This window comes from Roseomonas genomospecies 6 (assembly GCF_008365375.1).
Classification (GTDB): Bacteria; Pseudomonadota; Alphaproteobacteria; order Azospirillales; family Azospirillaceae; genus Azospirillum.
The window spans coordinates 35,092-58,739 of the sequence record NZ_QOKW01000034.1 but is presented as its reverse complement, the minus strand read 5'-3'; the positions used below and the strand labels follow the sequence as shown (position 1 = coordinate 58,739).

Genomic DNA, 23,648 nt, shown 5'->3' with positions numbered 1-23,648 from the left:
CTCAACCGTGCGCCAGGGGGCATCGGCGGGATCAGTTGAAAGCATCCCCGGAAAACAGAGCCCGGCGCACTCCGTTACGCCGGACACATCTATCGCATCAGCCTCATGTTAGCGCCTATGGGAGGGAAGGGGCCCATGCGCAGCATGGGAAGGGTGGGGGCAACAACGCACCCCAGAACACAAAAAGGGCCGCCCCAGTGGCGGCCCTTTCCGTTCCGATCCGTCCGGAACCGCTTAGTAGCGGTAGTGGTCCGGCTTGAACGGGCCTTCGACCTTCACGCCGATGTACTCAGCCTGCTTGGCGGACAGCGTGGTCAGCTTGGCGCCGATCTTGTCCAGATGCAGGCGGGCGACCTTCTCGTCCAGGTGCTTCGGCAGGACGTAGACCTTGTTCTCGTAGCTGGCGGCGTTGGTCCACAGCTCGATCTGGGCCAGCACCTGGTTGGTGAAGCTGGCGCTCATCACGAAGCTCGGGTGGCCGGTGGCGCAGCCCAGGTTCACCAGACGGCCCTGGGCCAGGACGATCAGGCGCTTGCCGTCCGGGAACACGACCTCGTCGACCTGCGGCTTGACCTCTTCCCACTTGTAGTTGCGGAGAGCCTCGATCTGGATCTCGCTGTCGAAGTGGCCGATGTTGCAGACGATGGCGCGGTCCTTCATGGCGCGCATGTGGTCCAGCGTGATGACGTCCACGTTGCCGGTCGCGGTGACGAAGATGTCGCCCTGCGGAGCGGCCTCGTCCATCGTGACGACCTGATAGCCTTCCATGGCGGCCTGGAGCGCGGTGATCGGGTCGATCTCCGTCACCAGAACGCGGGCGCCCTGCGAGCGCAGCGAGGCGGCGGAACCCTTGCCCACGTCGCCGTAGCCGGCGACCACGGCGACCTTGCCGGCCACCATCACGTCGGTGGCGCGCTTGATGCCGTCCACCAGCGACTCGCGGCAGCCGTACAGGTTGTCGAACTTCGACTTGGTGACGCTGTCGTTCACGTTGATGGCCGGAACCTTCAGCGTGCCCTTCTTCATCATCTCATAGAGACGATGGACGCCGGTGGTGGTCTCCTCCGACAGGCCGCGGACCTCGGCCAGCATCTCCGGATACTTGTCGTGCATGATCTGGGTGACGTCGCCGCCGTCGTCCAGGATCATGTTCGGGGTCCAGCCGTCCGGGCCGCGCAGGGTCTGCTCGATGCACCACCAGAACTCCTCCTCCGTCTCGCCCTTCCAGGCGAAGACCGGGATGCCGGCGGCGGCGATGGCGGCGGCGGCCTGGTCCTGGGTCGAGAAGATGTTGCAGGACGACCAGCGGACGGTCGCGCCGAGAGCGGTCAGCGTCTCGATCAGCACGGCGGTCTGGATGGTCATGTGCAGGCAGCCGACGATGCGGGCGCCGGCCAGCGGCTTCGCCTCGCCGAACTCCGCGCGCAGCGCCATCAGGCCGGGCATCTCGGTCTCGGCGATGGTGATTTCCTTGCGGCCCCACTCGGCGAGGCTGATGTCCTTGACCTTGTAGTCGGTGAAGTTGGCGGGCGCGGCCATCGGGGGTGTCTCCTGGGCGGCTGTTTGCGGGACAGCAATGAAAAGGGGCGGGCGCACCGGCCCGCTGTGAGCGCTGGTGTAGCAGCGCATTCGGAACCCCGCAAGCATAAAGATATCTTTATGTTTGCGGGGTTAGCCATTCGCCCGAATCCATCTGCCCGATCGTCGCTCTCGCGTGTTTTAACGGGCGAAGCGGCGGGCGATGATGCGGCGGGCGCGTGGCAGAGCCATGGGACGGGGCGGACGATGGCATTGAGGAGTCTGAAGGACGGCAACTGGGCTCCCGGCTTCTGGACGAGGCTCGGCCGGCACGAGCTGACGCTTCTCCTGGGAATGGCGGTCAGCGCCGGGCTCATCCTGGCCTTCGCCCTGATCGCCGGAGAGGTGATCGAGGGCGAGACGGCGGCCTTCGACCGGGCGGTGCTGCTGGCGCTGCGGGTGGCCGGCGATCCGGAAACGCCGCTGGGGCCGCCCTGGCTTCGGAACGCGGCGCGCGACGTCACGGCGCTGGGCAGCATCACCGTGCTGTCGCTGGTCACCGCGGTGGCGCTGGGCTTCCTGCTGCTTCAGGGCAAGCGGGGGGCGTCGCTTCTGGTGCTGCTGTCGGTCGGCGGCGGCATGGCCATCAGCGGCCTGCTGAAGAACCAGATCGGGCGGGAGCGTCCGGACCTCGTCCCCCATGGCGACATCGTGTTCACCGCCAGCTTTCCCAGCGGCCATTCGCTGCTGTCCGCCGTCGTCTTCCTGACGCTCGGCGCCATGCTGGCGCGCTTCGTCGAGGGCAAGCGGCAGAAGGCCTATGTGCTGGTCGTGGCGATGACGGTCACCCTGCTGGTCGGGTGCAGCCGCGTCTATCTGGGCGTCCACTGGCCGACCGACGTGCTGGCCGGCTGGTGCGTCGGGGCGGGATGGGCCGCGCTGTGCTGGCTGGTCGCCCTGTGGCTGCAAAGACGCGGTGCCGTCGAACCGGAAGATGAAACCGAAGCGGTGCCGGATCGCACTTGACCCCAACCGGACCTAGCCGATATTTCGGGTAGCTCCGCCGTTCAAACCACAGCATGTCGATGTCCGGAAGCACGTTAGACCGCGAAACCCTGCAAGCCGTCGGCGTGTTGAAACGCGCGGTGGACGAAGCGCGGGTGCCGGGCGTCCTGGAATTCCGGCTGCTGTCCAGCGCGCTGGACCGCACGCTGGAAACGGAAGACCTGCATGAACTGAACGAAGCCAAGCGCGTTTACGAAACGCTGGACGGCGAATGCCGGACGCTGGTCGTGGAGCGCGCCACCTTCCTGGCCCATGCCGAGGTCGCCGAAAGGCGCGCGCCGCCTGCTGAGGTGGCGGATGAGGTTGTCGCCGATGCCCTCGCCGCCGCTGCCGGGCCGCAATCCCCGGCGCCGCCGCCCGGATTGCGGGGCGGCCGGGCGATGCGTCCGGCCACCGGCTTTCTGGCGGCGCTGAACGGTGTCCGCCACGCCGCCCGGGTCCCGCCCCCGGCGGACGGTCCGCCCGACAGCCGCGTCACCGCCAAGTCGCGGTTGATGGCGGCGGTGGAGGAGCGGCGGGAGAACGACCAGGCGTTGCGGGATCGATCGGGCGAACCCGCGCCGAACGCCGATCGACACGGTTGAAGGACATGCAGGTGAAGGACATGCAGGAATGACGGCGTTCAAGGTTGGGGATCAGGTGACGATCCACAACAGCCAGACCGGCCCGGAGAAGATCGCCACGGTCGAAGCCTTCACCGAGGGCAACCGCTGCATGGTGCTGTCCGACGGTACCAAATGGCGGGCGGACGGCCAGCGCCAGTGGCGGGTCGGCAGCGGCTATTACAAGGGGCCGGTGGTCGAGCGGACCCGCCCCGGCGATTTGGACATCGTGACGCGGCGCCGCGCCATCGGCGTGATCCGCAAGTTCGCCCAGGACCTGAGCATGGAAAGCCCGCTCGACGCCGCCGCGCTGACGCGCATCGTCGAACGGATTCAGGCGGAGCAGGCCGCGGTGCCCAAGGGCGACGACCCGGCATAGTCTCCACGGGGGCCTCCACGGGGTGCATGCCGGGATTCGCGCAGGGCACCGAGGTCAGGTTAACAGGTTCAGTCGGAGCGACGCCCACTCCTTCTCCCCCTGGGGAGAAGGTCGGGATGAGGGGGCGGCCGAAGGCCGGAAAAGCTCTGCATGGAGCAACGTTTCCCCCTCACCGGCCCTTCGGGCCACCCTCTCCCCAGGGGGGAGAGGGTTATTCGATGCCTTTGGGACAGAAATCAACCTGACCTCGTTGCCCTGGGGTATCGCGGCATGGCCTTGCGTTGGTGTGCGAATGCGTATCAATATCATGGTATGCAGTATGACCATGCCGCCGTGAACCGGCCAGACAAGCGCATTCGGGCTGAAATCGCATGACGGAGACGGGGACGGACGGGCCGCCGCGTCCGGAGGACCGCCTGTCGCGCGGGCGGATGATCGTCGCGCTGGACGCCCTGCTGTCGAAACGGAACGTCACGCTGGCCGCCCGCGACCTCGGGCTGCAGACCTCGGCGCTCAGCCGGCTTCTGGCGCAGATGCGCGAGGCGTTCGGCGACCCCCTGTTCATCCGCTCGGGCCGCGGTCTGGTGCCCACCCCCGTCGCGGAATCGCTGCGCCCGCGCGTGCAGGCGCTCGCCCGTGGGATCGACGCTCTGTTCGATCCGCCGGGGCAACAGCCGCCGGTCGACGAGACCTTCGACCCCCGCTGGAACGTGCCGACCGGGATCGACGCGCCGCCGCTCCAGGTCCGGCCCGCCGGGCTTCTGGAAGGGCAGCCGTCCCCGGCGCAGCTCGACGCCAGGCTGGAGCGGATCGCGCCGGACGCCCCCGCCCAGGACCGCCTGGCCCGCCACATCGGCGTGCTGGGCATCGCCGGGGGCGGCCATGGGCGTCCCCTCACCGCCGAGGAGGCGGAGGAGGCGATGAGCATCATCCTGGCGGGGGAGGCCGATCCGGTGCAGATCGGCGCGCTGCTGGGCATGATGCGGATGCGCGGTTCCACCGCGCCGGAGCTGGCCGGGATGGCCCGGGCGATGCGGGCGCACGTCGCCGCCGGTCTGGGCCGGACGATCCAGGTGGACGTGGACTGGCCCTGCTTCACCTCGCCCAACTATCACAACCCGCCCTGGTTCTTCCACGCGGCCCGGCTGGTCGCGCAGGCCGGGCATCGCGTGCTCCTGCACGGCAGCACGGGGTGCAGCACGGCCTCCGGGCGGTACGAGTTCATCGCGCCGACCGTGGGCATTCCGGTCTGCACCAACGCGCGGGAGATCGCGGCGGCGCTGACGGCCCACAAGATCGCCTACGCGCCGCTGGCCGCCCTGTCGCCGCAGATCTACCGGCTGATGGGGCTGCACCGGCTGACCCAGACCCGCTCCGCCGTGTTCGAAGCCGTGCATCTGCTGAAGCCGGCGAAGGCCAAGACCTCCCTGCTGGGGGCGGCGAAGCCGACCTATCGGGAGTTGCACCGCGACGCCGCCCGCATCCTGGGCTGGAAGCATCTGGCGGTGCTGGGCAGCGTGCGCGACGTGGCCCAGTTCACGCCCTTCCGCCCGACCTCCATCCATCGTCTGGTCGATGGCGAGGCGGAGGATCTCGTCCTGCCCGCCTGCCTGGAGGAGCCCCCGCCCACGCCGCGCCCGCGGGGCACCAGCCTGGAATATTGGCAGGGGGTGTGGACCGGCGCGGTGCGCGACGCGCGGGCGGAGCGGATCATCGTCGGCACCGCCGCCTTCGCCCTGTTCGCCCTTCCCGGAGCCACCGGACCGGACTTCGCCGACGCCCTGCGGCTGGCCGAGCAGCTCTGGAAAGCCCGTCATGGGCACCGTCATGGGCAGGCCGCGACGGCGGCCCGGATTCCGTCCTGACGGGCGGGGGACGGGCCGTTCCCCGGCGGCCTCTCAATTGAGAATAATTCTTATTAACATCGTTGCTGCTCTGCAACAGTCGCGCCGGACGACCATCCGCCCGCTCCTTTCGAAAACTATGAACAAGCGCTGTAAGTTCTCGGAATGGAAAGGAAAAATTCGCCCGCCTCGGGGTGTGGAGAGGCCGCGGGGACGGTCGTCGTGGGCCTCCGACAAACGGCATATCCCTGCAGGAACCGGGTTTAAATGACGGTGATTTTGCAATTTAGAATTATTCTGAATGATCGCCGTTGATGGGGCCGCCTCCCCGATTGGTAGATACCCGCCGCTGATCGGCGCATCCGCCACGACGAATTCTCGGGAGAGCCTCATGTTGCAAACGAATGTCCCCGACCGCCTCCGACCCATCATCGCCGGCGCCGCCGCGACGGCGGGGCTGGCGATGTCCTTCTCCACCCTGGCGACGGTGGCCGAGGCGCAGACGGCCGGTTCGGGTCCGGGGACCGCGCCGGGGACGGCGCCGGGGGTTGCGGCCGGCGACGCCACCATCCTCGACCCGGTGCGGGTCGGCGCCGACCGCCCGGCGGACACCGGCAACGTGAACGCCAGGCCCACCGGCATCTCCCGCCTGCCCGACACGGTCAAGGACACGCCCCGCGTCGTCAACGTGGTCCCGGAAGAGATCATCGAGCAGCAGAAGGCCTCCACGCTGGAGCAGGTCCTGCGCAACGTCCCCGGCATCACCGTTTCGAGCGGCGAGGGCAACGGCGGCCAGAACGGCGACCAGTTCCGCATCCGCGGCCTGACCGCCCGCGGCGACATCTACACCGACGGCCTGAAGGACTTCGGCGTCTACACCCACGACGTCTTCAACACCGAGACGGTGCAGGTCTTCAAGGGTCCGTCGGGCAACGGCTTCGGCGTCGGCAACTCCGGCGGCGTCATCAACCAGGGCACCAAGAAGGCCGGGCTTGAGAAGCGCTACAACGTCGAGCAGTCGGTGGGCACCGGCCCCGTCTACCGCACCACGGTGGACGTGAACCAGCCGATCAACGAGACGACCGCGCTGCGCTTCAACGGCCTGTTCCACGACCAGGACGTCGCCGACCGCGACAAGGTCGAGGCCAAGCGCAAGGGCATCGCCGCCGATCTGGGCGTGGGGCTGGGCACCCCGACGACCTGGCACCTGAACTACGCCTACCTGAACGGCGACAAGGTTCCGGACATGGGCGTGCCGATGATCCGGGGCCGCGACGGCATCGCCCGCCCGGCGCCGGAATTCGGGCTCGACCGGTCCACGTCCTACGTCCGCAACCTGGACCGTGACGACACCGACAACCACATCGTCACCTCGACCCTGGCCCACGAGGTCAGCAAGAACCTGTCCTTCTACAACGACAGCCGCTACAGCCATTACAAGCGCGACTTCGTGTCCACGGCCCCGTCGGCGCTGACGGCGGCCAACAACACCATCTTCCTGAACGGCGGCAACCCGGTGATCGGTTACGGCGCCGGCGGCGGCATGGCCTTCAAGCAGAAGGGCTGGGGCGTCCAGAACGTTGCGGGCGTGAAGGCGGAGGGCACGTTCCTCGGCCTCTACCACAAGGCGAACGGCGGCCTGGACCTGAACTATCAGAAGGACGAGCGCCGCGGCGGCACCTGGGTCAACCGCACCAACACCCAGACCATCCGCAACCCCAGCCACAACTACCCGGCCAACGCCTTCCTCACCTATCCGGCGACCGGCCTGCGCGAGTCCAGCGTCGCCAACACCGGCCTGTTCATCACCGACCGCATGTGGCTGTTCGACCAGCTTTCGGTGCAGGGCGGACTGCGTTGGGACTATTTCCGCACCACCTTCAAGTCCGCCGACCCGGCGGTGGTGGGCGGCAACGAGACCACCCGCACGCTCAGCCCGTCCGCCAGCCTGATCTACGAGCCGACGAAGGACGTGTCGCTGTACGTCTCGTACGCGCGCTCCAACAAGCCGATCGGCGTGGACATCGCCGCGCAGGTCACCAACGGCACGGCGGAGACGCCGCGCGCCGGGCGTGACTTCGATCCGGAAAAGACCGACCTGTACGAGATCGGCGGCAAGGCCGACTTCTTCAGCGGGCGCCTGGGCCTGAACGGCGCCCTGTTCCAGATCGAGAAGAGCAACACCTACTCGGTCGATCCGGCCACCGGCACGATCACCGACGGCTTCTCCGAGGCCGGTCTCGGCACCCGCATCCGGGGCTTCGAGGCCGGGTTGAGCGGCAAGGTGGTCGAGGGCTGGAGCGTCTACGCCAGCTACGCCTACCTTGATGGCGAGGTGAGGGAGTCGCGCACCAACCCGGCGGTCGTCGGCAACGACGCCCCGAACGTGCCGAAGCACAACGCCAGCCTGTGGACGACCTACGAGTTCGGCGCCGGCTTCGTGCCCGGCAAGTTCCTGGTCGGCGGCGGCATCCAGTACGCGTCGGAATACTGGGCCGACAGCGCCAACACCGCCCGCGTGCCGGACACGGTCTCGCTGGACAGCGTGGTGTCCTATGAGATCAACAACCTGTCCCTGGCGCTCAACGCCTACAACCTGACCGACCACCGCAACTACGCCTCGGCCTTCAACGCTTCGCGCGCGGTGCCGGCGGCGGGCCGCACCTTCATGCTGACCGCCGGCGTCACCTTCTGATCCCGGCCAGGCCGGACCGCGTTCCCGGACCATCCTCCGGGGGCCGGTCCGGCCTTCTTCTTTCGCAAAAGGAATTCTCCCCGTGCTTCTGCAAATCCCCGATGTTCTGACCGCCGACGAAGTCGCCCACTGCCGCGCGGTTCTGGAGGCGTCGCCCTGGGTGGATGGCCGCGTCACCGCGGGCTCCCAGGCGGTGCTGGCCAAGAACAACCTGCAGATTCCGGAGGAGAGCGACACCGCCCGCGAGTTGGGCGTGGTCATCCTGAAGGCGCTGGGGCGCAACCCGGCCTTCAATTCCGCGGCCCTGCCGCTGCGCGTCCTGCCGCCCATGTTCAACCGCTACGACCTGGGCATGACCTACGGCAACCATGTGGACAACGCCATCCGGGTCGTTCCGGGCACCGGCGGCATGCGCATGCGGGCCGACGTCTCCACCACGATCTTCCTCAGCGATCCCGGCGAGTATGACGGCGGCGATCTGGTCGTCGAGGACACCTACGGCACCAAGGGCGTGAAGCTGCCGGCGGGGCACGCGGTGGTCTATCCGTCCAGCAGCCTGCACCGGGTGACCCCGGTCACGCGCGGCTCGCGCTGGGCCTCCTTCTTCTTCACGCAGTCGCTGGTCAAGGACGACGGGCTGCGGGCGATGCTCTACGACCTGGACGTGGCGATCATCGACCTGCGCCAGGAACTGGGCGACCAGCACCCCTCCGTGCTGTCCCTGGTCAACCACTATCACAACCTGCTGCGGCGCTGGGCGGAGGTGTGATGAGCGGTGTTGCTGCGGCCCTTCCCGCGGAGGGGCCGGACATCATCGACGTGCAACTCGCCCTGGGGCAGCAATGCCTCGACCGGGGCGGGGCCGAGCGGGCGCGGGCGGTGGAGTGGTTCCGCATCGCCGCCCGCAGCGGCGACGCCCGCGCGGTCAACATGCTGGGCCGCTGCCACGAGCACGGCTGGGGCGTTCCCGCCGATCCCGTCCAGGCCGCCGCCTTCTACCGCCGGGCCGCCGAGCTTGGCGATGCATGGGCGCTGTTCAATCTGGCCGACCTGCATGGCCGCGGCGCGGGCGTTCCGGCGGACGACGCCGAAGCCTACCGTCTCTACGCCGCCTCGGCACGCAAGGGCAACGCGAAGGCGCTGAACATGCTGGGCCTGTTCCACGAGTCCGGGCGCGCGGTGGTGGAGGACGGGGCGGGCGCTCGGCGGCTCTTCCAGGCCGCGGCGGAGGGCGGGGACTGTTGGGGCCGCTTCAACCACGCCCGGCTGCTGCTCCAGGACGGGCGGACGGAGGAAGCGTTGGCGTGGTTCGCGCGGGCGCTGGAGACCGGCTTCCCAGATTTCTACCGCGCCATGGCCGCCGCCCTGGCCGACCAGCCCGACCCGCGCCTGCGCGCCCTGGCGCGGCGGGCGGCGGTGTTGGCGGGGGGCGATTCTTAATAACCCTCTCCCCCCCGGGGAGAGGGTGGCCCGCAGGGCCGGTGAGGGGGTTGCGCTTTTGACGGACTTTCCAACACGCGCAACCCCCTCACCCTAACCCTCTCCCCGGAGGGGAGAGGGGACAATCCTTGAGGACATCCGCGATGAGCGTTCCTGCCGACACCGTCTCGCTCTACGACTACGAGCGCCATTTCACGGCCCGCGTCGATGCGGCGACCCGCGCCTACATCGCGGGGACCGGGGCGGACGGCATCACCCGGCAGGCCAACCGCGACGCCTACGACCGGATGCGCCTGATGCCGCGCGCTCTGCGCGACCTGTCGCAGGCCAGCGCGGCGACGGCGCTGTTCGGGCAGGCGATGCCCTATCCCATCCTGATCGCGCCCATGGCCTTCCACCGGCTGGTCCACCGCGACGGGGAACGGGCGACCGCGCAGGCGGCGGGGCTGACCGGCACCTGGATGACCGTCAGCACCCAGTCCAGCGTGACGCTGGAGGAGGTCGCGGCGGCGGCGGGCGGGCCGCTGTGGTTCCAGCTCTACACCCAGCCGCGTCCGGAGGACACGTTGACCCTCGTTCGGAGGGCGGAGGCAGCGGGCTACCGCGCGCTGGTCCTGACGGTGGACGCTCCGGTCAACGGTCTGCGCAACATGGAGCAGCGCGCCGGCTTCCGACTTCCCGAAGGCATAGCGCCGGTCAATCTGGCCGGTCTGGCGCCGGACAGCTTCACCCCGGCCCGGCCCGGCAGCCCGGTCTTCCAGGGGATGCTGCACGCCGCCGCCACCTGGGACACGGTGCGCTGGCTCACGTCGCAGACGCGCCTGCCGGTGCTGCTGAAGGGCATCATGAACCCCGAGGACGTGGACCCCGCCATCGAGGCGGGGGCGGCGGGGATCGTCGTGTCGAACCATGGCGGGCGGACGCTGGACACGCTGCCCGCGGTGGCGGAGGTGCTGCCGCTGGTCGCCGCCCGCGCGGCGGGCCGCCTGCCCATTCTGGCCGATGGCGGCATCCGGCGCGGCACCGACATCCTGAAGGCGCTGGCGCTGGGCGCCGACGCGGTGCTGGTGGGGCAGCCGGTGCTGCACGCCCTGGCGGTCGGCGGCATGGCGGGCGTGGCCCACATGCTGACCATCCTGCAAACCGAGCTGGAGGTCGCCATGGCGCTGAGCGGACGGGCGCGGCTGGCCGACATCGACCGTTCGGTGATCTTCGACCCGCCGCGCTTCTGAAGGGACTCTTACTGGTAGTACAGCGCGATGCGCTGGCCGCCGTTCTCCATCACCTGGGCTTCGACGCCGTAGACGTCGCGGATCACCTCCGGGGTGATGATGACCTCCGGCGGTCCCTGGTGCACGACGCGGCCGTCGCGCATCGCCACGATCCGGTCGGAGTAGCAGGAGGCGAAGTTGATGTCGTGCAGGACCAGAACGATGGTCTTGCCGAATTCGTCCGCGGTGCGGCGGAACAGCTTCATCATCGCCACGGCGTGCTTGACGTCCAGGTTGTTCAGCGGCTCGTCCAGCAGGATGTATTCGGTGTCCTGGCACAGCACCATGGCGATGAAGGCGCGCTGGCGCTGGCCGCCCGACAGCTCGTCCAGGAAGCGGCCCGCGAGCGGCTCCAGGTCCAGATAGCGCAGCGCCTTGGCGATGTGTTCCCGGTCGGCCTCGGTCAGGCGGCCCTTGCTGTGCGGGTAGCGCCCGAAGGCGACGAGATCCTCCACCGTCAGGCGCGACATGATCTGGTTGTCCTGCCGCAGGATGGACAGGCGGCGGGCCAGCACCTCGCCGGGGGTCGTGGTGACGTCCAGACCGTCGATCGCCACCGTGCCGGCGGTCATCGGCAGCAGGCGGCTGATGATCGACAGCAGCGTCGATTTTCCCGCCCCGTTCGGCCCGATCAGCGAGATCACCCCGCCCGCCGGAAGGGACAGGGTCACCCCGCCCACCACGACGGTGCCGTTGTAGCTCTTCTTGATGTTCTTGACGTCGATCATCGGGACGAACCCCGCACCAGGATGAACAGGAAGGCGAGACCGCCCACGAACTCGATGACGATGCTGAGCGCGGCGTTGTAGCCGAACACCCGCTCCAGCACGAGCTGGCCGGCGACCAGGGTCAGGACGGCGATCAGCACCGCGGCGGGCAGGATCAGCGCGTGCCGGTGCGAGCGGATCACAAGATAGGCGAGGTTGGCGACCAGCAGACCGAAGAAGGTCACCGGCCCGACCAGCGCCGTGGACACCGACACCAGGATGGACACCATCACCAGCACGCCCATGACCGCGCGCCGGTGCTCCACGCCGAGGTTGATCGCGGCGTCGCGCCCCAGCGCCAGCACGTCGAAGGTGCGCCGCCACCGCCAGCCGGCCAGCGACACTGCCAGCACGATCAGCGCCGACACCGTCAGCAGCTCGACGTCCACCCGGTTGAAGTTGGCGAACAGGCGGTCCTGCACGGTCAGGAAGGCGTTGGGGTCGATGATGCGCTGAAGGAAGTTGGTCACGCTGCGGAACAGCACGCCGAACACGATGCCGACCAGAAGCAGCAGGTGCAGGCTGCGCCGGTTGTCGCCCCGCCCCGCCCCGTTGAACAGCCACCAGTAGAGCAGGCCGGAGAAGACGACCATCGACGCCACCTCCACGCCGAAGCGCAGGCGCGGGTCGAGCGCCGCCACCAGACCGCTGCCGAACTGGAAGACCAGCGCCGTCTGGATCAGCCGGTAGAGATAGTCGAACCCCATCACCGACGGGGTGAGGATGCGGTTGTTCGTGATGGTCTGGAACAGCACGGCGGAGACGGCGACGGCGTAGCCGACCAGCACCATCGCGGCGATCTTGGTGCCGCGGAAGGCTAGGATGAAGTCCCAGCGGCCCCGCGCGCCCAGCGTCATGTACAGCGCGACCGACAGGAGCGTGAGAGCCGACAGCCCGCCCAGGACCGCCATCGGCGACAGGAGGCGGCGGTCAGCCGGCATGGCCGTTCCTCCGCAGCAGCAGATAGAGGAACAGGGCGCTGCCGATGACCCCCATCATGGTCCCGATGGGAATTTCGTAGGGATGGATCACCAGCCGCCCGGCGATGTCGCAGGCCAGCACCAGCCCGGCCCCCATCAGCGCGACCCAGGGCAGGGACCCACGCATGTTGTCGCCGCGGACGAGGCTGACGACGTTGGGAACGATCAGTCCCAGAAAGGGGATCATGCCGCAGGTGGCGATCACCACCGCGGTGGTCATCGCCACGATGACGAGGCCCAGCGCCATCACCTTGCGGTGGTCGATGCCCAGATTGGTGGCGACGTCCCGCCCCATCCCGGCGACGGTGAAGCGGTCCGCCGCCAGATAGGCGACGCCGGTCAGGGCGGCGCTGAGCCACAGAAGCTCGTAGCGGCCCAGCAGGATGGCGGAGAAGTCCCCCATCTCCCACCCGCGCACGGACTGGATCAGGTCCTGGCGGTAGGCCACGAAGTCGGTCATCGCCGTGATGACCCCGCCCAGCATGAGGCCGACCAGCGGCACGACCAGCGGCGAGCGCAGCGGCACCTGCCGCAGGATCGCCAGGAACAGCCCCGTCCCGGCCAGCGCGCACAGGCTCGCGACCGCCGTCCGCCCGAACACCGGCATCTCCGGCGCGAGCAGCGAGACCATCATCATCCCGAAGATCGCCGACTCCGCGGTCCCGGCGGTGGAGGGCTCCACGAACCGGTTGCGGACGAGCATCTGGAGGAGCAGGCCGGACACCGCCAGGGCGGCGCCGGCCAGGATCAGCGCCAGCGTCCGGGGAAGGCGGCTGACCAGCAGGACCTGCGCGGCCTGCGTGGCTTGGTCCGGGGCACCGCCGCCGAACAGCGTCCCGAGGCTCACGTCGCTGACGCCGACGAACAGGCTCCAGACGGCCAGCAGGCCGATGCCCGCCATGGCAATTGGGAGCGTCGCGAGTGGAAGGGGCTTCACCGGTCAGGACTTCCGGGTCAGCGCCGCCAGGAGGTCGTCCACATTCCGCTGGAGCGCGGTCAGCCCGCCGCCGACGATGTACCAGTTGCCGCCGTTCAGATAGACGACCTGATTCTTCCGCCAGGCGGTGGTGCGGCGCACGATGTCGTTGTCCAGGAACTGCCGCGCCGGCTTGCCGTCCTGCCCGATGGCCGCGTCGCGGTCGATCACGAACAGCCAGTCCGGGTTGGTCTCCAGGATGAATTCGAAGGAGATGGCCTGCCCGTGGTTGGCGACCTTCAGGTCCGGGGCGGCGGGCTGGATGCCGAACTCCGTGTGCAGGATGCCGAAGCGCGACCCCGGCCCGTAGGCGCTCATCTTTCCGCCGGTGGTCAGCACCAGCAGGCCCTTTCCGGCGGTGGCCGCCGCCGCCTTCAACTCGGCGATGGAGGCGCGCAGCCGGTCCGCCTTCTGTTTCACCAGGGCGGTCTTGCCGAAGATGCGCCCCAGTGTCTCCGCGTTGGCGATGGAGCTTGCCAGGAAGTCGTCCTGGTCGGTCGTCATGTCGACCGTCGGCGCGATGCGCGACAACTCGGCGTATTTCGGGGCGGCCCGGCCACCCGCGATGATGAGGCCGGGATCGGCGGCGTTCACCGCCTCGTAGTCCGGTTCGAAGAAGGTGCCGATCTTCGCGTAGGACGGCCCGTCATACTTGGCGAGGTGCGGGGGCTTCAGGCCGGTGGGCACCCCGGCGACGGCCACGCCCAGCGCGTCCAGCGTGTCCAGCGCCGCCATGTCGAAGACCAGGACGGGGTCGAGCTTCGGCGGAAGCCGCGTTTCGCCCTGCGCGTGCCGCACCGTCATGTCCTGGGCATGGCCCGCGACGGGCGCCAGGGCGGCGAGGCCGATGGCGGCCGCGGTCATGGCGAGGGCGTGGCGTCGGGTCAACTTCATCCTTGAAACTCCTCAACTTTGCCGGGGCGGCTCATGCCGGAAGGGCGGGCACACTGTGGTCCCGATCCTTCCCCATCGTCAATGCGAATTGTTCGCATTCGCATTATGCTTGCCGGGCGGGGCTCCGAAGGACGATGATCCCCGGCGGGAGGCCGCGGCGTTCGCGCACCAGCATCCCCAAGACACAGGAAGGGTCATCATGAGACATGCGAGCCGCGTCCGCGTGCCGACCGTCAACGGCAGCCGCTACCTTCAGCAGCTTTGCAAGCACTGGGCGCACAATCTGGCCGTCGAACACACGCCGGAGACCGGCCGCGTCGTCTTCCCGCGCGACGCCCGCGGCGCCGATTGGCCGGGCGACGCCACGCTGACGCTGCAGGCCCATGCGGACGGGCTGGACTGCCGCCTGGACGCCAGCTCCGCCGAGCATCTCGCCGCCCTGAAGGGGGCGCTGGAGCGGCACCTCGACCGCTTCGCCTTCCGCGAGGTCCCGCTGGCCTACGGCTGGCAGGACGAAGCGGCGGCCTGACCAGATTGGGGCCGTTGACGGGCGCATTGTCACGGCAATGTTCGCCCGCATGCATGGATATGCCTTGAACTCACCCGCCCGAATACGGGAAGAACCATTCGGAACGAACGAGGGTGGCAGGAGGGCTGACCATGCCGAAGCGCGGCAAGGGTGACGTGAGGCGTTTTTCCGGCTGGCGTGCCGCTGTGGCGACCTGTGTGGCCGCCTGCGCCGTCACGGCGCTGGGTGCGTTCGCGCCGGCCGCGTCGGCGGCGGAGCTTTCCATCGTCTTCACCTCGACGATGGCCGACATCGAGCCGGTGGAAGGCGAGGGCGGTCTCGCCAACCTCGCCACGCTGCTGCGCACCAAGCGGGCGGAGGGCAACACGCTGTTCCTGCACGGCGGCGCGTCCCTGACCGCGGGCGTCCTGTCCACCTTCGACAAGGGCGCCCACATGATCGACCTGCTGAACGAGCTTCAGCCCGAGATGATGTCCGTCACCAAGCGCGACCTCGGCTTCGGCAAGGACGAGCTGACGCTGCGCAGCTACGAGGCGCGCTTCCCCTTCGTCAGCGCCAACACCATCGACCGCCACACCGGCAAGGTGATGGAAGGGCTGGAGCCCGCCTCGCTGATCGACACCCCCGTGGGCAGGATCGGCGTGGTGTCGGCGATCTCGCCGGAATTGACGGTGCAGTACATCGTTCCCGACATCGAGGTGCGGCCCCCTGCCATGATCGCCGCGGAGGCCCGCGCGTTGCGCGCCCGCGGGGCGGATTTCGTGGTCGCCATCCTGGACAATTCCCCGGAGGCCGTGGAGGCGCTGCGTGGAGAACCCGCCATCGACGCGCTTCTCCAGCTCTCCGCCACCGGCAAGGACGTGCTGGAAACGGACAAGGGCGCCGACAAGGGCAAGGTCTTCGGCGTCCATGTGAACGTGAAGGGCTCGGCCTTCGTCCTTCGGCTGGACGGCGACGGAAAGGCGCCGCCCGCGCTGGCCGGGGCGGAGATCGTGCCGCTGGCCGGGCTGACGCCGGACCCGGCGATGGAAAAGCGGGTCGGCGTCTATCTGGCCCGGCTGTCGGAACTGCTGGACATCGACATCGGGACGACGGCGACCGCGCTCGACACCCGACGCGCCGCGGTGCGCAGCGGCGAGAACGCCTTCGCCTCGCTGATCGCGGACGCCATGCGCGGCCATTTCAACACCGACGCGGCCTTCATCAACGGCGGCAACATCCGCGGCAACCGCCAGTACGAGGCGGGGACCGTGCTGACCCGCCGCGACATCCAGCGCGAACTGCCCTTCCGCGACACCATCATCGCCGTCCCGCTGACCGGCAAGGCCCTGCGCGAGGCGCTGGAGGTCAGCGCCGCCGGGGTGGACAACCAGAAGGGCAGCTTCCTCCACCCGTCCAACATGGCCGTGGTCTACGACCTGAAGCAGCCGGCGGGAAGCCGCGTCGTCTCCGTCACGGTCGGCGGCAAGCCGCTGGACCCGGAGGCCTCCTATTCGGTTGCCCTACCGAACTATCTGGCCCAGGGCGGCGACGGCTACGCCATGCTGAAGTCCGACGGCGGCGGTTCCACGGCGGCGAGCGGGAAGCTGCTGTGGGAGATCATGGCCCAACATCTGACCGACCGGGGAACGGTGTCGCCCCGGATCGACGGCCGCATCACACTGCGTTGATGGATGTGGAAACCGCCACCGGCGCGCCGGCCCGGCGCACCGCCGTCCGGGCCGCCTTCCGGGGCGGCGTGGGGCGGCGCGTCGGGCTGGGACTGCTGGTCATGGTCGGGGTGCTGCTGAGCGTGTCGGGCACGGCGCTCTACGATCTGGCGCAGTTCCGGCACGCCCTGTCGGACCTGTCCAACGGGGCGCTGCCGCGCATCACCACCGGGGCGGTGCTGAACGGCGGGTTGCAGCAGGTGCTGTCGCAGGCGACCCGGCTGGGCGTGGCGGCCAGCCATCCCGAACGGCGGGTCACCCTGGCGGAGCTGACGGCCAACCTGACGGCGGTCACGCAATCGGCTCATGCCTTGTCCGACATCGAGGGCGGGGCCACCCTGGCCGGCGTCCTGGGCACGCTGGTGCCGACGGTGGAGGACCTGGACCGGCTGGTGGCGGAGCGCATCGACGCGGCGGCGCGGGCCGACGCGGCGCTGGACGAGACCCGCAGCCTGTCGGCGGAGGCCGGCACCCTGGTCGCCGCCGTGCTGCCGACCCTGCCGCCGGACCGGCTGGGGCCTCTCACCGCCTGGACCAACACGGTCAACCGGGTGCTGAACGAAAGCACCCACGCCGGCAACAGCCGCTTCCAGCGCGAGATCCTGCGCGCGCAGAGGGACGCGGCGGCGGCCCTGTCCGCCCTGCCGGCGCTGCACGCCGGGTTGCCGCCGGAACAGGCGGAGCGCTTCGCCGACCTGAACCGGCGGCTGGAGACGGCCCTGCTCGGCCCCTCCGGCCTTCTGCCCAGCCTGATGGAGCGGCAGGCGGCCACCGCCCGCAGCAAGGCGCTGACCCATCAGGTGCTGGTGATGGTGGAGGAGGTCGCGAAGATCGCCCACGCCCTGTTCGAGCGGATCAACGCGGCGGCGGCGGACGAGGCGGGCGGCCTCTCCGAACTGGCCGCGACCCAGAACCGCATCCTGGTCGGGCTGGGGGCGCTGGGCTTCCTGGTGGCGCTGGGGGTGTATCTGTACCTGCGCCGCTTCCTGACCTTGCGGCTGGTCCGGCTGAACGACGCGGTGCTCGACCGGGTGGAGGGGCGGGAGACGCCGCTGCCCGATGGCGGCACCGACGAGATCGCCACCATCTCCCGCTCCATCCGCCATTTCCTGGACGAGATCGCGCGCCGCCAGCAGCAGGTGGAGGAGGCGCGCCGCCGCGCCGAGGAGGCGTCGCGCGCCAAGAGCGACTTCCTGGCGAACATGAGCCATGAGATCCGCACGCCGATGAACGCCATCCTGGGGCTCAGCCATCTCGCCCTGCGCGCCGGGGCGCCGCCGCGCCAGCGCGGCTATCTGACCCGGATTCGCGCCTCCGCCACGGCGCTTCTGGGGATCATCAACGACATTCTGGACGTCTCGAAGATCGAGGCGGGGATGCTGACGCTGGAGCGCGTGCCCTTCGACCTGTCCGCGGTTCTGGACATGGTGGCCGGCACCGCCCGCCTCTCCGCCGAGGAGAAGGGGCTGGCCCTGCGGCTGGAGGTCGCTCCGGATGTGCCGGCGGCCCTGCTGGGCGACCCGCTGCGGTTGGGGCAGGTGCTTCTCAACCTCGTCAACAACGCGGTTAAGTTCACGGAGAGCGGTGGCGTGGACCTGTCCGTGACCGCCGCGCCGCAGGGCGCCGGAGAGGCCGAACTGCGCTTCGCCGTGCGCGACACCGGCATCGGCATGACGGCGGAGCAGGTGTCCCGGCTGTTCCAGCCCTTCGCCCAGGCCGACAGTTCCACCACCCGCCGCTACGGCGGGACCGGGCTGGGGCTGGCGATCAGCCGGCGGCTGGCCGTCATGATGGGCGGCGGCATCACGGTGGACAGCGCGCCCGGCCAGGGCAGCACCTTCCGCTTCACGGTGACGGTCGGCGTGCCGGACGGCCCTGCTGCGGCTCTGCCCGCCTTGGCGGATGTGGGGATCGCGGGCTTGGAGGTGAACGAGCCGCTGCGCGGCCTGCGCGTTCTGGTCGCCGACGACAACGCCGTCAACCGTCTGGTCGCGCGGGAGATCCTGGAGGACGCCGGGCTGGCCGTCACCGCCGTGGGCAGCGGCGCGGAGGCGGTGCGGCTGGCGCTGGAGCCGGGAGCGGGCTACGCCGCGCTGCTGACCGACATCCAGATGCCGGACATGGATGGCTATGAGGTGGCGCGGGCGATCCGCAGCCGCTGCGGCCCGGACCGCCTGCCGATCATCGCCATGACCGCCCACGCCCTGGAGGAGGAGCGCCGGCGCTGTCTGGCTGCGGGCATGGACGACCACATCGCCAAGCCGGTGGAGCCGCACCGTCTCGTCGCCGTCCTGAACCGCTGGCTGAAGCCGTCGGGGGCGGCGCGGCCTCCGCCGGTCGCCAAGGCCGCCGCTGCGGACGGGGTGCTCCCTGGCGCTCTGGAGGGGTTCGACCTCGCCCCGGCGCTGGCGCGGATGAACGGGCGGGCGGGCACGCTGCGCCGGGCGATCCTCGATTTTCTCGACCGCTACGGCGACGCGCCGGCCCGGCTGGAGCATATGTGGACGGCGGCGGACTGGCCGGCGATGGAACGCTTCGCCCACGGGCTGCGCGGCAGCGCCGGGACGGTCGGCGCGATGGCGGCCAGCCGGGCCGCCGCCGCGCTGGAGCTGGCGGCGCGCGAAGGGCGGGCGGAGGCGATCCCGGATCGTCTGGCCGAACTGACCGCCGCGCTCGGCCCCGCGCTGGCCTCGGCGGAAACGCTGCGGACGGTGGAGGTGGCGCCGGATAACCCGGTGGTTCCGCCGGGAAACCCGGACGGGCTGGACGAGGCGCTGCACGCCCTGGAGGAGGCGCTGCGCAGCGGCAGCCTCTCGGCGGCGGCGCGGTTCGGCGCCGTGCGCGGCCTGCTGGCGGGGCGCGGCTTCGACGACGCGGTGGACAGCGTCGGGCGGGCCGTGGATGACTTGGACTTCGCCGCCGCCCGCGCGGCGCTGGAGCGGCTGTCCGCCGCTTGGAACAGGGAACGGGACCGGGAGACGACGCCGTGAGCGGTGGCCATATTCTGATCGTCGACGACGACACCGCGAACATCCGCGCGCTCGCCAGCGTGCTGGAGGACCGCTACGAGGTGCGCTTCGCGACCTCGGGCCGCCGCGCGCTGGAACTGGCCGCCGCCGACCCGCCGGAGCTGGTGCTGCTGGACGTGATGATGCCGGGGCTGGATGGCTACGCGGTGTGCCGCCTGCTGAAGACGGACCCGGCGACCGCCGACGTTCCGGTGATCTTCATCACCTCCCTGTCCAGCCCGGAGGAAGAGGCGTTCGGGCTGGAGACCGGGGCGGTCGATTACGTGACCAAGCCCTTCAGCCCGGCCATCGTGCGCGCCCGCGTCGCCACCCACCTGTCGCTGCGCCGGGCCAACCGCCGCCTGAAGGACGAGAACGAGCATCTGGAGGCGCTGGTCCGCGAGCGGACGCGCAAGCTGGCCCAGGCCCAGCGCGAGAAGATGGCCGGGCTGCGCCAGATGGTGGCCGGCGTGGCGCACGAGATCAACACGCCCATCGGGGTGGCGCTGGGCAGCGCGTCCCACCTCGGCGACCGGGTGGCCGCGATGACGGAGCGTCTGGCGGACAACCAGCTCCGCCGCGCCGAACTGGAACGCTTCCTGGCGAGCGCGGGCGAGCTGGCCACCCTGCTGACCGCCAACATCGCCCGTGCGGGCGAGATCGTGCAGTGCTTCAAGGGGGTGGCGGCGGATCACGGCGGTCTGCGCCAGACCATCGCCCTGAGGCCCTTCCTCGAACAGATGTCGGAAAGCCTGCGTCCCCAGTGGGAGCCGCCGGGGCACCGCATGGCCGTGGACTGTCCCGCCGACCTGCGCATGGTCAGCAATCCGGCGATCCTGTCCACGATCCTGGAACAGCTCGTCCGCAACGCGCTGGACCACGCCTTCCCGGAGGGGCGGAGCGGTCTTGTGACGCTGCGGGCCGCGGCGTCGGGGCCGGAGACCATTCTGCTGGCGGTCGCCGACGACGGCGAAGGCATCGCCGAGGGGACCGCCGGGCGCATCCTGGAGCCCTTCTTCACCACCCGCCGCGGCACCGGGTCGGTCGGGCTCGGCCTCAACATCGTGGACAATCTGGCGGCGGACCGGCTGGGCGGGTCCTTCACCATCGCCTCGCGCGCCGGGGGCGGCACCCTGGCGACCCTGCATCTGCCGGTCCGCACCCCGCCGGACCTCTAAAAGGCCTGCGCTAGAGAATGAGAGTCATTCTCATTTTTCTGGACGCCTCATTCCGTTTCAAGGAATATGACCGCCGAGCGTGATGCGGGGGGCCGGGCGGGGCACCGCGCACCGGAGTCCTGAACGCGCGGGTGATGTCCTGATGACGATCTTTCCATCACGGTACGGCCGGGGGCTGGACGTGGCGTCCCGCAGCCTTGCCGGGATTGGCGGCGGCGGCGGCCATGTTCCTCGGTCTGGCCTTGCCCCTTGCCGTCTCGATGCCGCGGGCGGAGGCGGTCTACACCGCCACCATGCTGTCCTTCGCCATCCACACCGGGGCCATCGTCTGGTCCTTCTCCGTGCGCGCCCGGCGGGTCTGGCCGGGCCTGTTGGTGCCGACGCTCCTGCTGGGCGGCGGAGCCTGGCTGCTGCACGGCCTGCAACAGGGGGCGCCGTCATGAAGGACGGGTTCCGCCAATCCATGGCGTGGCTGCACACCTGGGCGGGGCTTCTGCTCGGCTGGCTGCTGTTCGCCGTCTTCGTGACCGGCACCATCGCCTATTTCCGGCAGGAGGTGACGGTCTGGATGCAGCCGGAGCTTCACGGTTCCGTTCCCGGCGCCGGGACCGCCGAACGGGCGGTGGAGCGCATGGTGCGGATCGCCCCGGACGCGGCGCAGTGGACGATCACGCTTCCCGGCGACCGGACCCCGGCGGTGTCCGTGTCCTGGCGCCCGCCGGACGCCAAGCCGAACGACCGGGCCGCGCTGAAGCGCGCGACGCTCGACGCCGGGACCGGCGAGGTGCTGGAGCCGCGCGAGACGGCGGGCGGCAACTTCCTCTACCGCTTCCATTTCGAGCTGTACGGGATGCCGCGCGAGACCGCGCGCTGGATCGTCGGGATCGCCACCATGGCGATGCTGGTCGCCATCGTCAGCGGCATCATCACCCACCGCCGCATCTTCAAGGACGTCTTCACCTTCCGCCCGGAGAAGGCGGCGCTGCGCTCTTGGATGGACGGTCATGTGGCGGCGGCGGTTCTGGCGCTGCCCTTCCACCTGATGATCACCTATTCCGGCCTGCTGCTGTTCATGACGATGCTGATGCCCTGGGCGGTCGATCTCGCCTATGACGGCAACCGGCAGGCCTATTTCGCCGAGAGCGGTTTCCGCCGCGCGGCACCGACGCCCCGGCCATCGCCGGACGCCGCGCCGCTGACCCCGGTGGCCCCGCTGCTGGCCGAGGCGGAGCGGCGGTGGGCGGCGCTGGGCGGGGTGGGAAGCCTGACCGTCACCAACCCGGGCCGGGCCAACGCCACCATCGAACTGAGGCCGGCGGAGGCCGATTCCATCGGGCGCGGCGCGGGCGGAACGGAGCGGCTGCTGTTCGACGGGGCGACGGGCCGGGCGCTGGAGGTTCCCCCGGCGGATGCGCAGCCGGCGGCGATGGCGACCGGCAATTATCTGATGGGGCTTCATCTGGCGCGCTTCGCCGGGCCGGGGATGCGCTGGCTGTTCTTCGTCTCCGGAATCGCCGGGACGGTGATGGTGGGCAGCGGCCTGATCCTGTGGGTGGTCAAGCGGCGGTCGCAGCGCAGCCGGGCCGACAACGGGCGGGACGGCCCGGAACCGTTCGGGCACCGGCTGGTCGACCGGCTGAACATCGGTGTGGTGGCGGGCCTGCCGCTGGCCGTCGCCGCCTATTTCTGGGCCAACCGCCTGCTGCCGGCGGGGTTGGAGGAGCGCGCGGGCTGGGAGATCGGGGTGTTCTTCCTGGCCTGGGCCGCCGCTTTGCTCCACGCTCCGCTGCGCCCGTCGCGGCGCGCCTGGGCGGAGCAGTTGTGGGCCGGGGCGGCGCTCTTCGCTCTGCTGCCTGTGCTGAACGCCGCCACCGCCACTGGTCACCTGGGCAACAGCCTTCCGGCGGGGAACTGGCTGCTGGCTGGCTTCGACCTGACGGCGCTGGCGGTCGGCCTGCTGCTGGGCTATGCGGCGCGCAAGGTGGGGCGGAACGTCTTTTCCCGCAAGGCGTCCCCCCCACCCGTCCTGCCCGCCGGAGCCGTCGCGGAGGAGCTGACATGATCCTGTCGTCGCTGTGCATCGCCTATGCGGGCTTTCTCGCCCTGGCGCTCTCCATGGACCGCCACCACGAGCAGGTCTTCGCCCGCCGCCCCTCCGCCCGGACCAGCCGGTTCCTGGGCTGGGCGGGTTGGATGGCGCTCGGGCTGTCGCTGCCGCCCGCGGTTGTCGGCTGGGGATGGGCCATCGGCCTGCCGGCGTGGCTGGGGCTGCTGACCGTGGCCGCCGCGGCGCTCGTCCTGCTGCTGCCCCACGCGCCGCGCGCGGCGCTGAGGCTCGGCCCCGCGGCGCTGGCCTGCGCCCCGCTGCCCGTTCTGCTTGCGTGAGATTGCCCCGCGCGATCGTCGCCCCCTCTTGTTGAGCGCGCGCAGCCGGATTATATAAGCCGCTGAGGTCCGGGCCCCTCTGGCAGCGTCGCCCGGCGCTGTGATGTCGGACTTCCCATTGAGCCGTCGCCTTGGCGCGGCCTTGCGGAAGCCGGCACCGTTTTTTCCCTGGGTCCTGCTTCCCACGAGGTCCACCGCCGGACGACGGCATCCCGACGGGCCTTTGGGAGACATCGACATGGACCGCAAGCAAGACACAACCTGACCGACGACCGCCGCCTCTCCACGACGAACACGGGAGACGGTATGCCCTGACGCGCCACGGCGGAGCCGTCGCGCGCGTTTTTGTTGGCTGCAATCCTGCGGCCGCGATTCCAGTCCGGGCCCCTCTGGCCGATGCGCCCCGCC

At 70.1% G+C, this 23,648-nt stretch carries 20 protein-coding genes; 15 read left to right on the top strand and 5 right to left on the bottom strand.

The genetic code is table 11. The features are described 5' to 3' along the window. Positions 1 to 234: 234 nt before the first annotated feature. Positions 235 to 1,539, bottom strand: a complete 1,305-nt coding sequence (ahcY, locus tag DS843_RS27250) for an adenosylhomocysteinase (protein WP_149471968.1) — start codon at positions 1,537 to 1,539, stop codon at positions 235 to 237. A gap of 246 nt (positions 1,540 to 1,785) precedes the next feature. On the opposite strand from ahcY, the gene DS843_RS27245 reads away from it, so the two are divergent. The 8 genes from DS843_RS27245 (at position 1,786) to DS843_RS27210 (ending at position 10,775) form a co-directional block, all read left to right on the top strand. Continuing rightward, positions 1,786 to 2,544 carry a phosphatase PAP2 family protein gene (locus DS843_RS27245; RefSeq protein WP_149471967.1) on the top strand — a complete coding sequence of 253 codons (759 nt, stop codon included), beginning with the start codon at positions 1,786 to 1,788 and terminating at the stop codon, positions 2,542 to 2,544. A 53-nt stretch (positions 2,545 to 2,597) separates the two neighbouring features. After that, a complete protein-coding gene (locus DS843_RS27240; RefSeq protein ID WP_286192353.1) occupies positions 2,598 to 3,167 on the top strand; it encodes a hypothetical protein in 570 nt (189 codons plus the stop codon). 28 nt (positions 3,168 to 3,195) lie between these two features. After that, entirely contained in the window at positions 3,196 to 3,564 is a 369-nt protein-coding gene (locus tag DS843_RS27235) for a hypothetical protein (protein ID WP_149471966.1), read from the top strand. Between the two features lie 371 nt (positions 3,565 to 3,935). Beyond that, positions 3,936 to 5,429 carry a glycosyl transferase family protein gene (locus DS843_RS27230; RefSeq protein WP_286192352.1) on the top strand — a complete coding sequence of 498 codons (1,494 nt, stop codon included), beginning with the start codon at positions 3,936 to 3,938 and terminating at the stop codon, positions 5,427 to 5,429. Between the two features lie 370 nt (positions 5,430 to 5,799). Further along, positions 5,800 to 8,103 (top strand): TonB-dependent receptor, encoded by a 2,304-nt coding sequence (locus DS843_RS27225; RefSeq protein ID WP_149471965.1) that lies wholly within the window; start codon positions 5,800 to 5,802, stop codon positions 8,101 to 8,103. Between the two features lie 82 nt (positions 8,104 to 8,185). Then, positions 8,186 to 8,872: a Fe2+-dependent dioxygenase gene (locus tag DS843_RS27220; RefSeq protein ID WP_149471964.1), complete on the top strand. Its 687-nt coding sequence runs from the start codon at positions 8,186 to 8,188 to the stop codon at positions 8,870 to 8,872. Next, positions 8,872 to 9,543 carry a tetratricopeptide repeat protein gene (locus tag DS843_RS27215; RefSeq protein WP_149471963.1) on the top strand — a complete coding sequence of 224 codons (672 nt, stop codon included), beginning with the start codon at positions 8,872 to 8,874 and terminating at the stop codon, positions 9,541 to 9,543. The genes DS843_RS27220 and DS843_RS27215 overlap by 1 nt, the downstream gene beginning before the upstream one ends. A 143-nt stretch (positions 9,544 to 9,686) precedes the next feature. Next, complete coding sequence (locus tag DS843_RS27210; RefSeq protein ID WP_149471962.1) at positions 9,687 to 10,775, top strand: alpha-hydroxy acid oxidase; 1,089 nt, start codon at positions 9,687 to 9,689, stop codon at positions 10,773 to 10,775. 8 nt (positions 10,776 to 10,783) lie between these two features. On the opposite strand, the gene DS843_RS27205 is transcribed toward DS843_RS27210, so the two are convergent. From DS843_RS27205 to DS843_RS27190, 4 genes are read right to left on the bottom strand one after another with little or no spacing between them, the layout of a single operon-like run. Further along, positions 10,784 to 11,542 (bottom strand): iron ABC transporter ATP-binding protein, encoded by a 759-nt coding sequence (locus DS843_RS27205; protein WP_149471961.1) that lies wholly within the window; start codon positions 11,540 to 11,542, stop codon positions 10,784 to 10,786. Further along, positions 11,539 to 12,522: an iron chelate uptake ABC transporter family permease subunit gene (locus tag DS843_RS27200; protein WP_286192351.1), complete on the bottom strand. Its 984-nt coding sequence runs from the start codon at positions 12,520 to 12,522 to the stop codon at positions 11,539 to 11,541. Before DS843_RS27200 ends, DS843_RS27205 begins: the two co-directional genes overlap by 4 nt. Continuing rightward, positions 12,512 to 13,498 (bottom strand): ABC transporter permease, encoded by a 987-nt coding sequence (locus DS843_RS27195; protein ID WP_208852337.1) that lies wholly within the window; start codon positions 13,496 to 13,498, stop codon positions 12,512 to 12,514. The genes DS843_RS27200 and DS843_RS27195 overlap by 11 nt, the downstream gene beginning before the upstream one ends. A 3-nt stretch (positions 13,499 to 13,501) precedes the next feature. Next, positions 13,502 to 14,431 (bottom strand): siderophore ABC transporter substrate-binding protein, encoded by a 930-nt coding sequence (locus DS843_RS27190; protein WP_149471960.1) that lies wholly within the window; start codon positions 14,429 to 14,431, stop codon positions 13,502 to 13,504. Positions 14,432 to 14,630: 199 nt separating this feature from the next. Between DS843_RS27190 and DS843_RS27185 the strand changes: the two genes are divergently transcribed. From DS843_RS27185 to DS843_RS27155, 7 genes are all read left to right on the top strand, one after another. Further along, positions 14,631 to 14,960 (top strand): DUF2218 domain-containing protein, encoded by a 330-nt coding sequence (locus tag DS843_RS27185; protein ID WP_149471959.1) that lies wholly within the window; start codon positions 14,631 to 14,633, stop codon positions 14,958 to 14,960. Positions 14,961 to 15,091: 131 nt separating this feature from the next. Next, positions 15,092 to 16,630 carry a bifunctional metallophosphatase/5'-nucleotidase gene (locus DS843_RS27180; protein ID WP_149471958.1) on the top strand — a complete coding sequence of 513 codons (1,539 nt, stop codon included), beginning with the start codon at positions 15,092 to 15,094 and terminating at the stop codon, positions 16,628 to 16,630. Further along, positions 16,630 to 19,659, top strand: coding sequence for a hybrid sensor histidine kinase/response regulator (locus tag DS843_RS27175; RefSeq protein WP_149471957.1), 3,030 nt, complete (start codon positions 16,630 to 16,632; stop codon positions 19,657 to 19,659). Before DS843_RS27180 ends, DS843_RS27175 begins: the two co-directional genes overlap by 1 nt. Beyond that, entirely contained in the window at positions 19,656 to 20,855 is a 1,200-nt protein-coding gene (locus tag DS843_RS27170) for a sensor histidine kinase (RefSeq protein ID WP_149471956.1), read from the top strand. Before DS843_RS27175 ends, DS843_RS27170 begins: the two co-directional genes overlap by 4 nt. 224 nt (positions 20,856 to 21,079) lie before the next feature. After that, positions 21,080 to 21,298: a DUF3649 domain-containing protein gene (locus DS843_RS27165; protein ID WP_149471955.1), complete on the top strand. Its 219-nt coding sequence runs from the start codon at positions 21,080 to 21,082 to the stop codon at positions 21,296 to 21,298. Continuing rightward, positions 21,295 to 22,917: a PepSY-associated TM helix domain-containing protein gene (locus tag DS843_RS27160; RefSeq protein WP_149471954.1), complete on the top strand. Its 1,623-nt coding sequence runs from the start codon at positions 21,295 to 21,297 to the stop codon at positions 22,915 to 22,917. The genes DS843_RS27165 and DS843_RS27160 overlap by 4 nt, the downstream gene beginning before the upstream one ends. After that, positions 22,914 to 23,240 (top strand): DUF3325 domain-containing protein, encoded by a 327-nt coding sequence (locus DS843_RS27155; RefSeq protein ID WP_149471953.1) that lies wholly within the window; start codon positions 22,914 to 22,916, stop codon positions 23,238 to 23,240. The genes DS843_RS27160 and DS843_RS27155 overlap by 4 nt, the downstream gene beginning before the upstream one ends. The last annotated feature ends 408 nt before the right edge of the window (positions 23,241 to 23,648 follow it).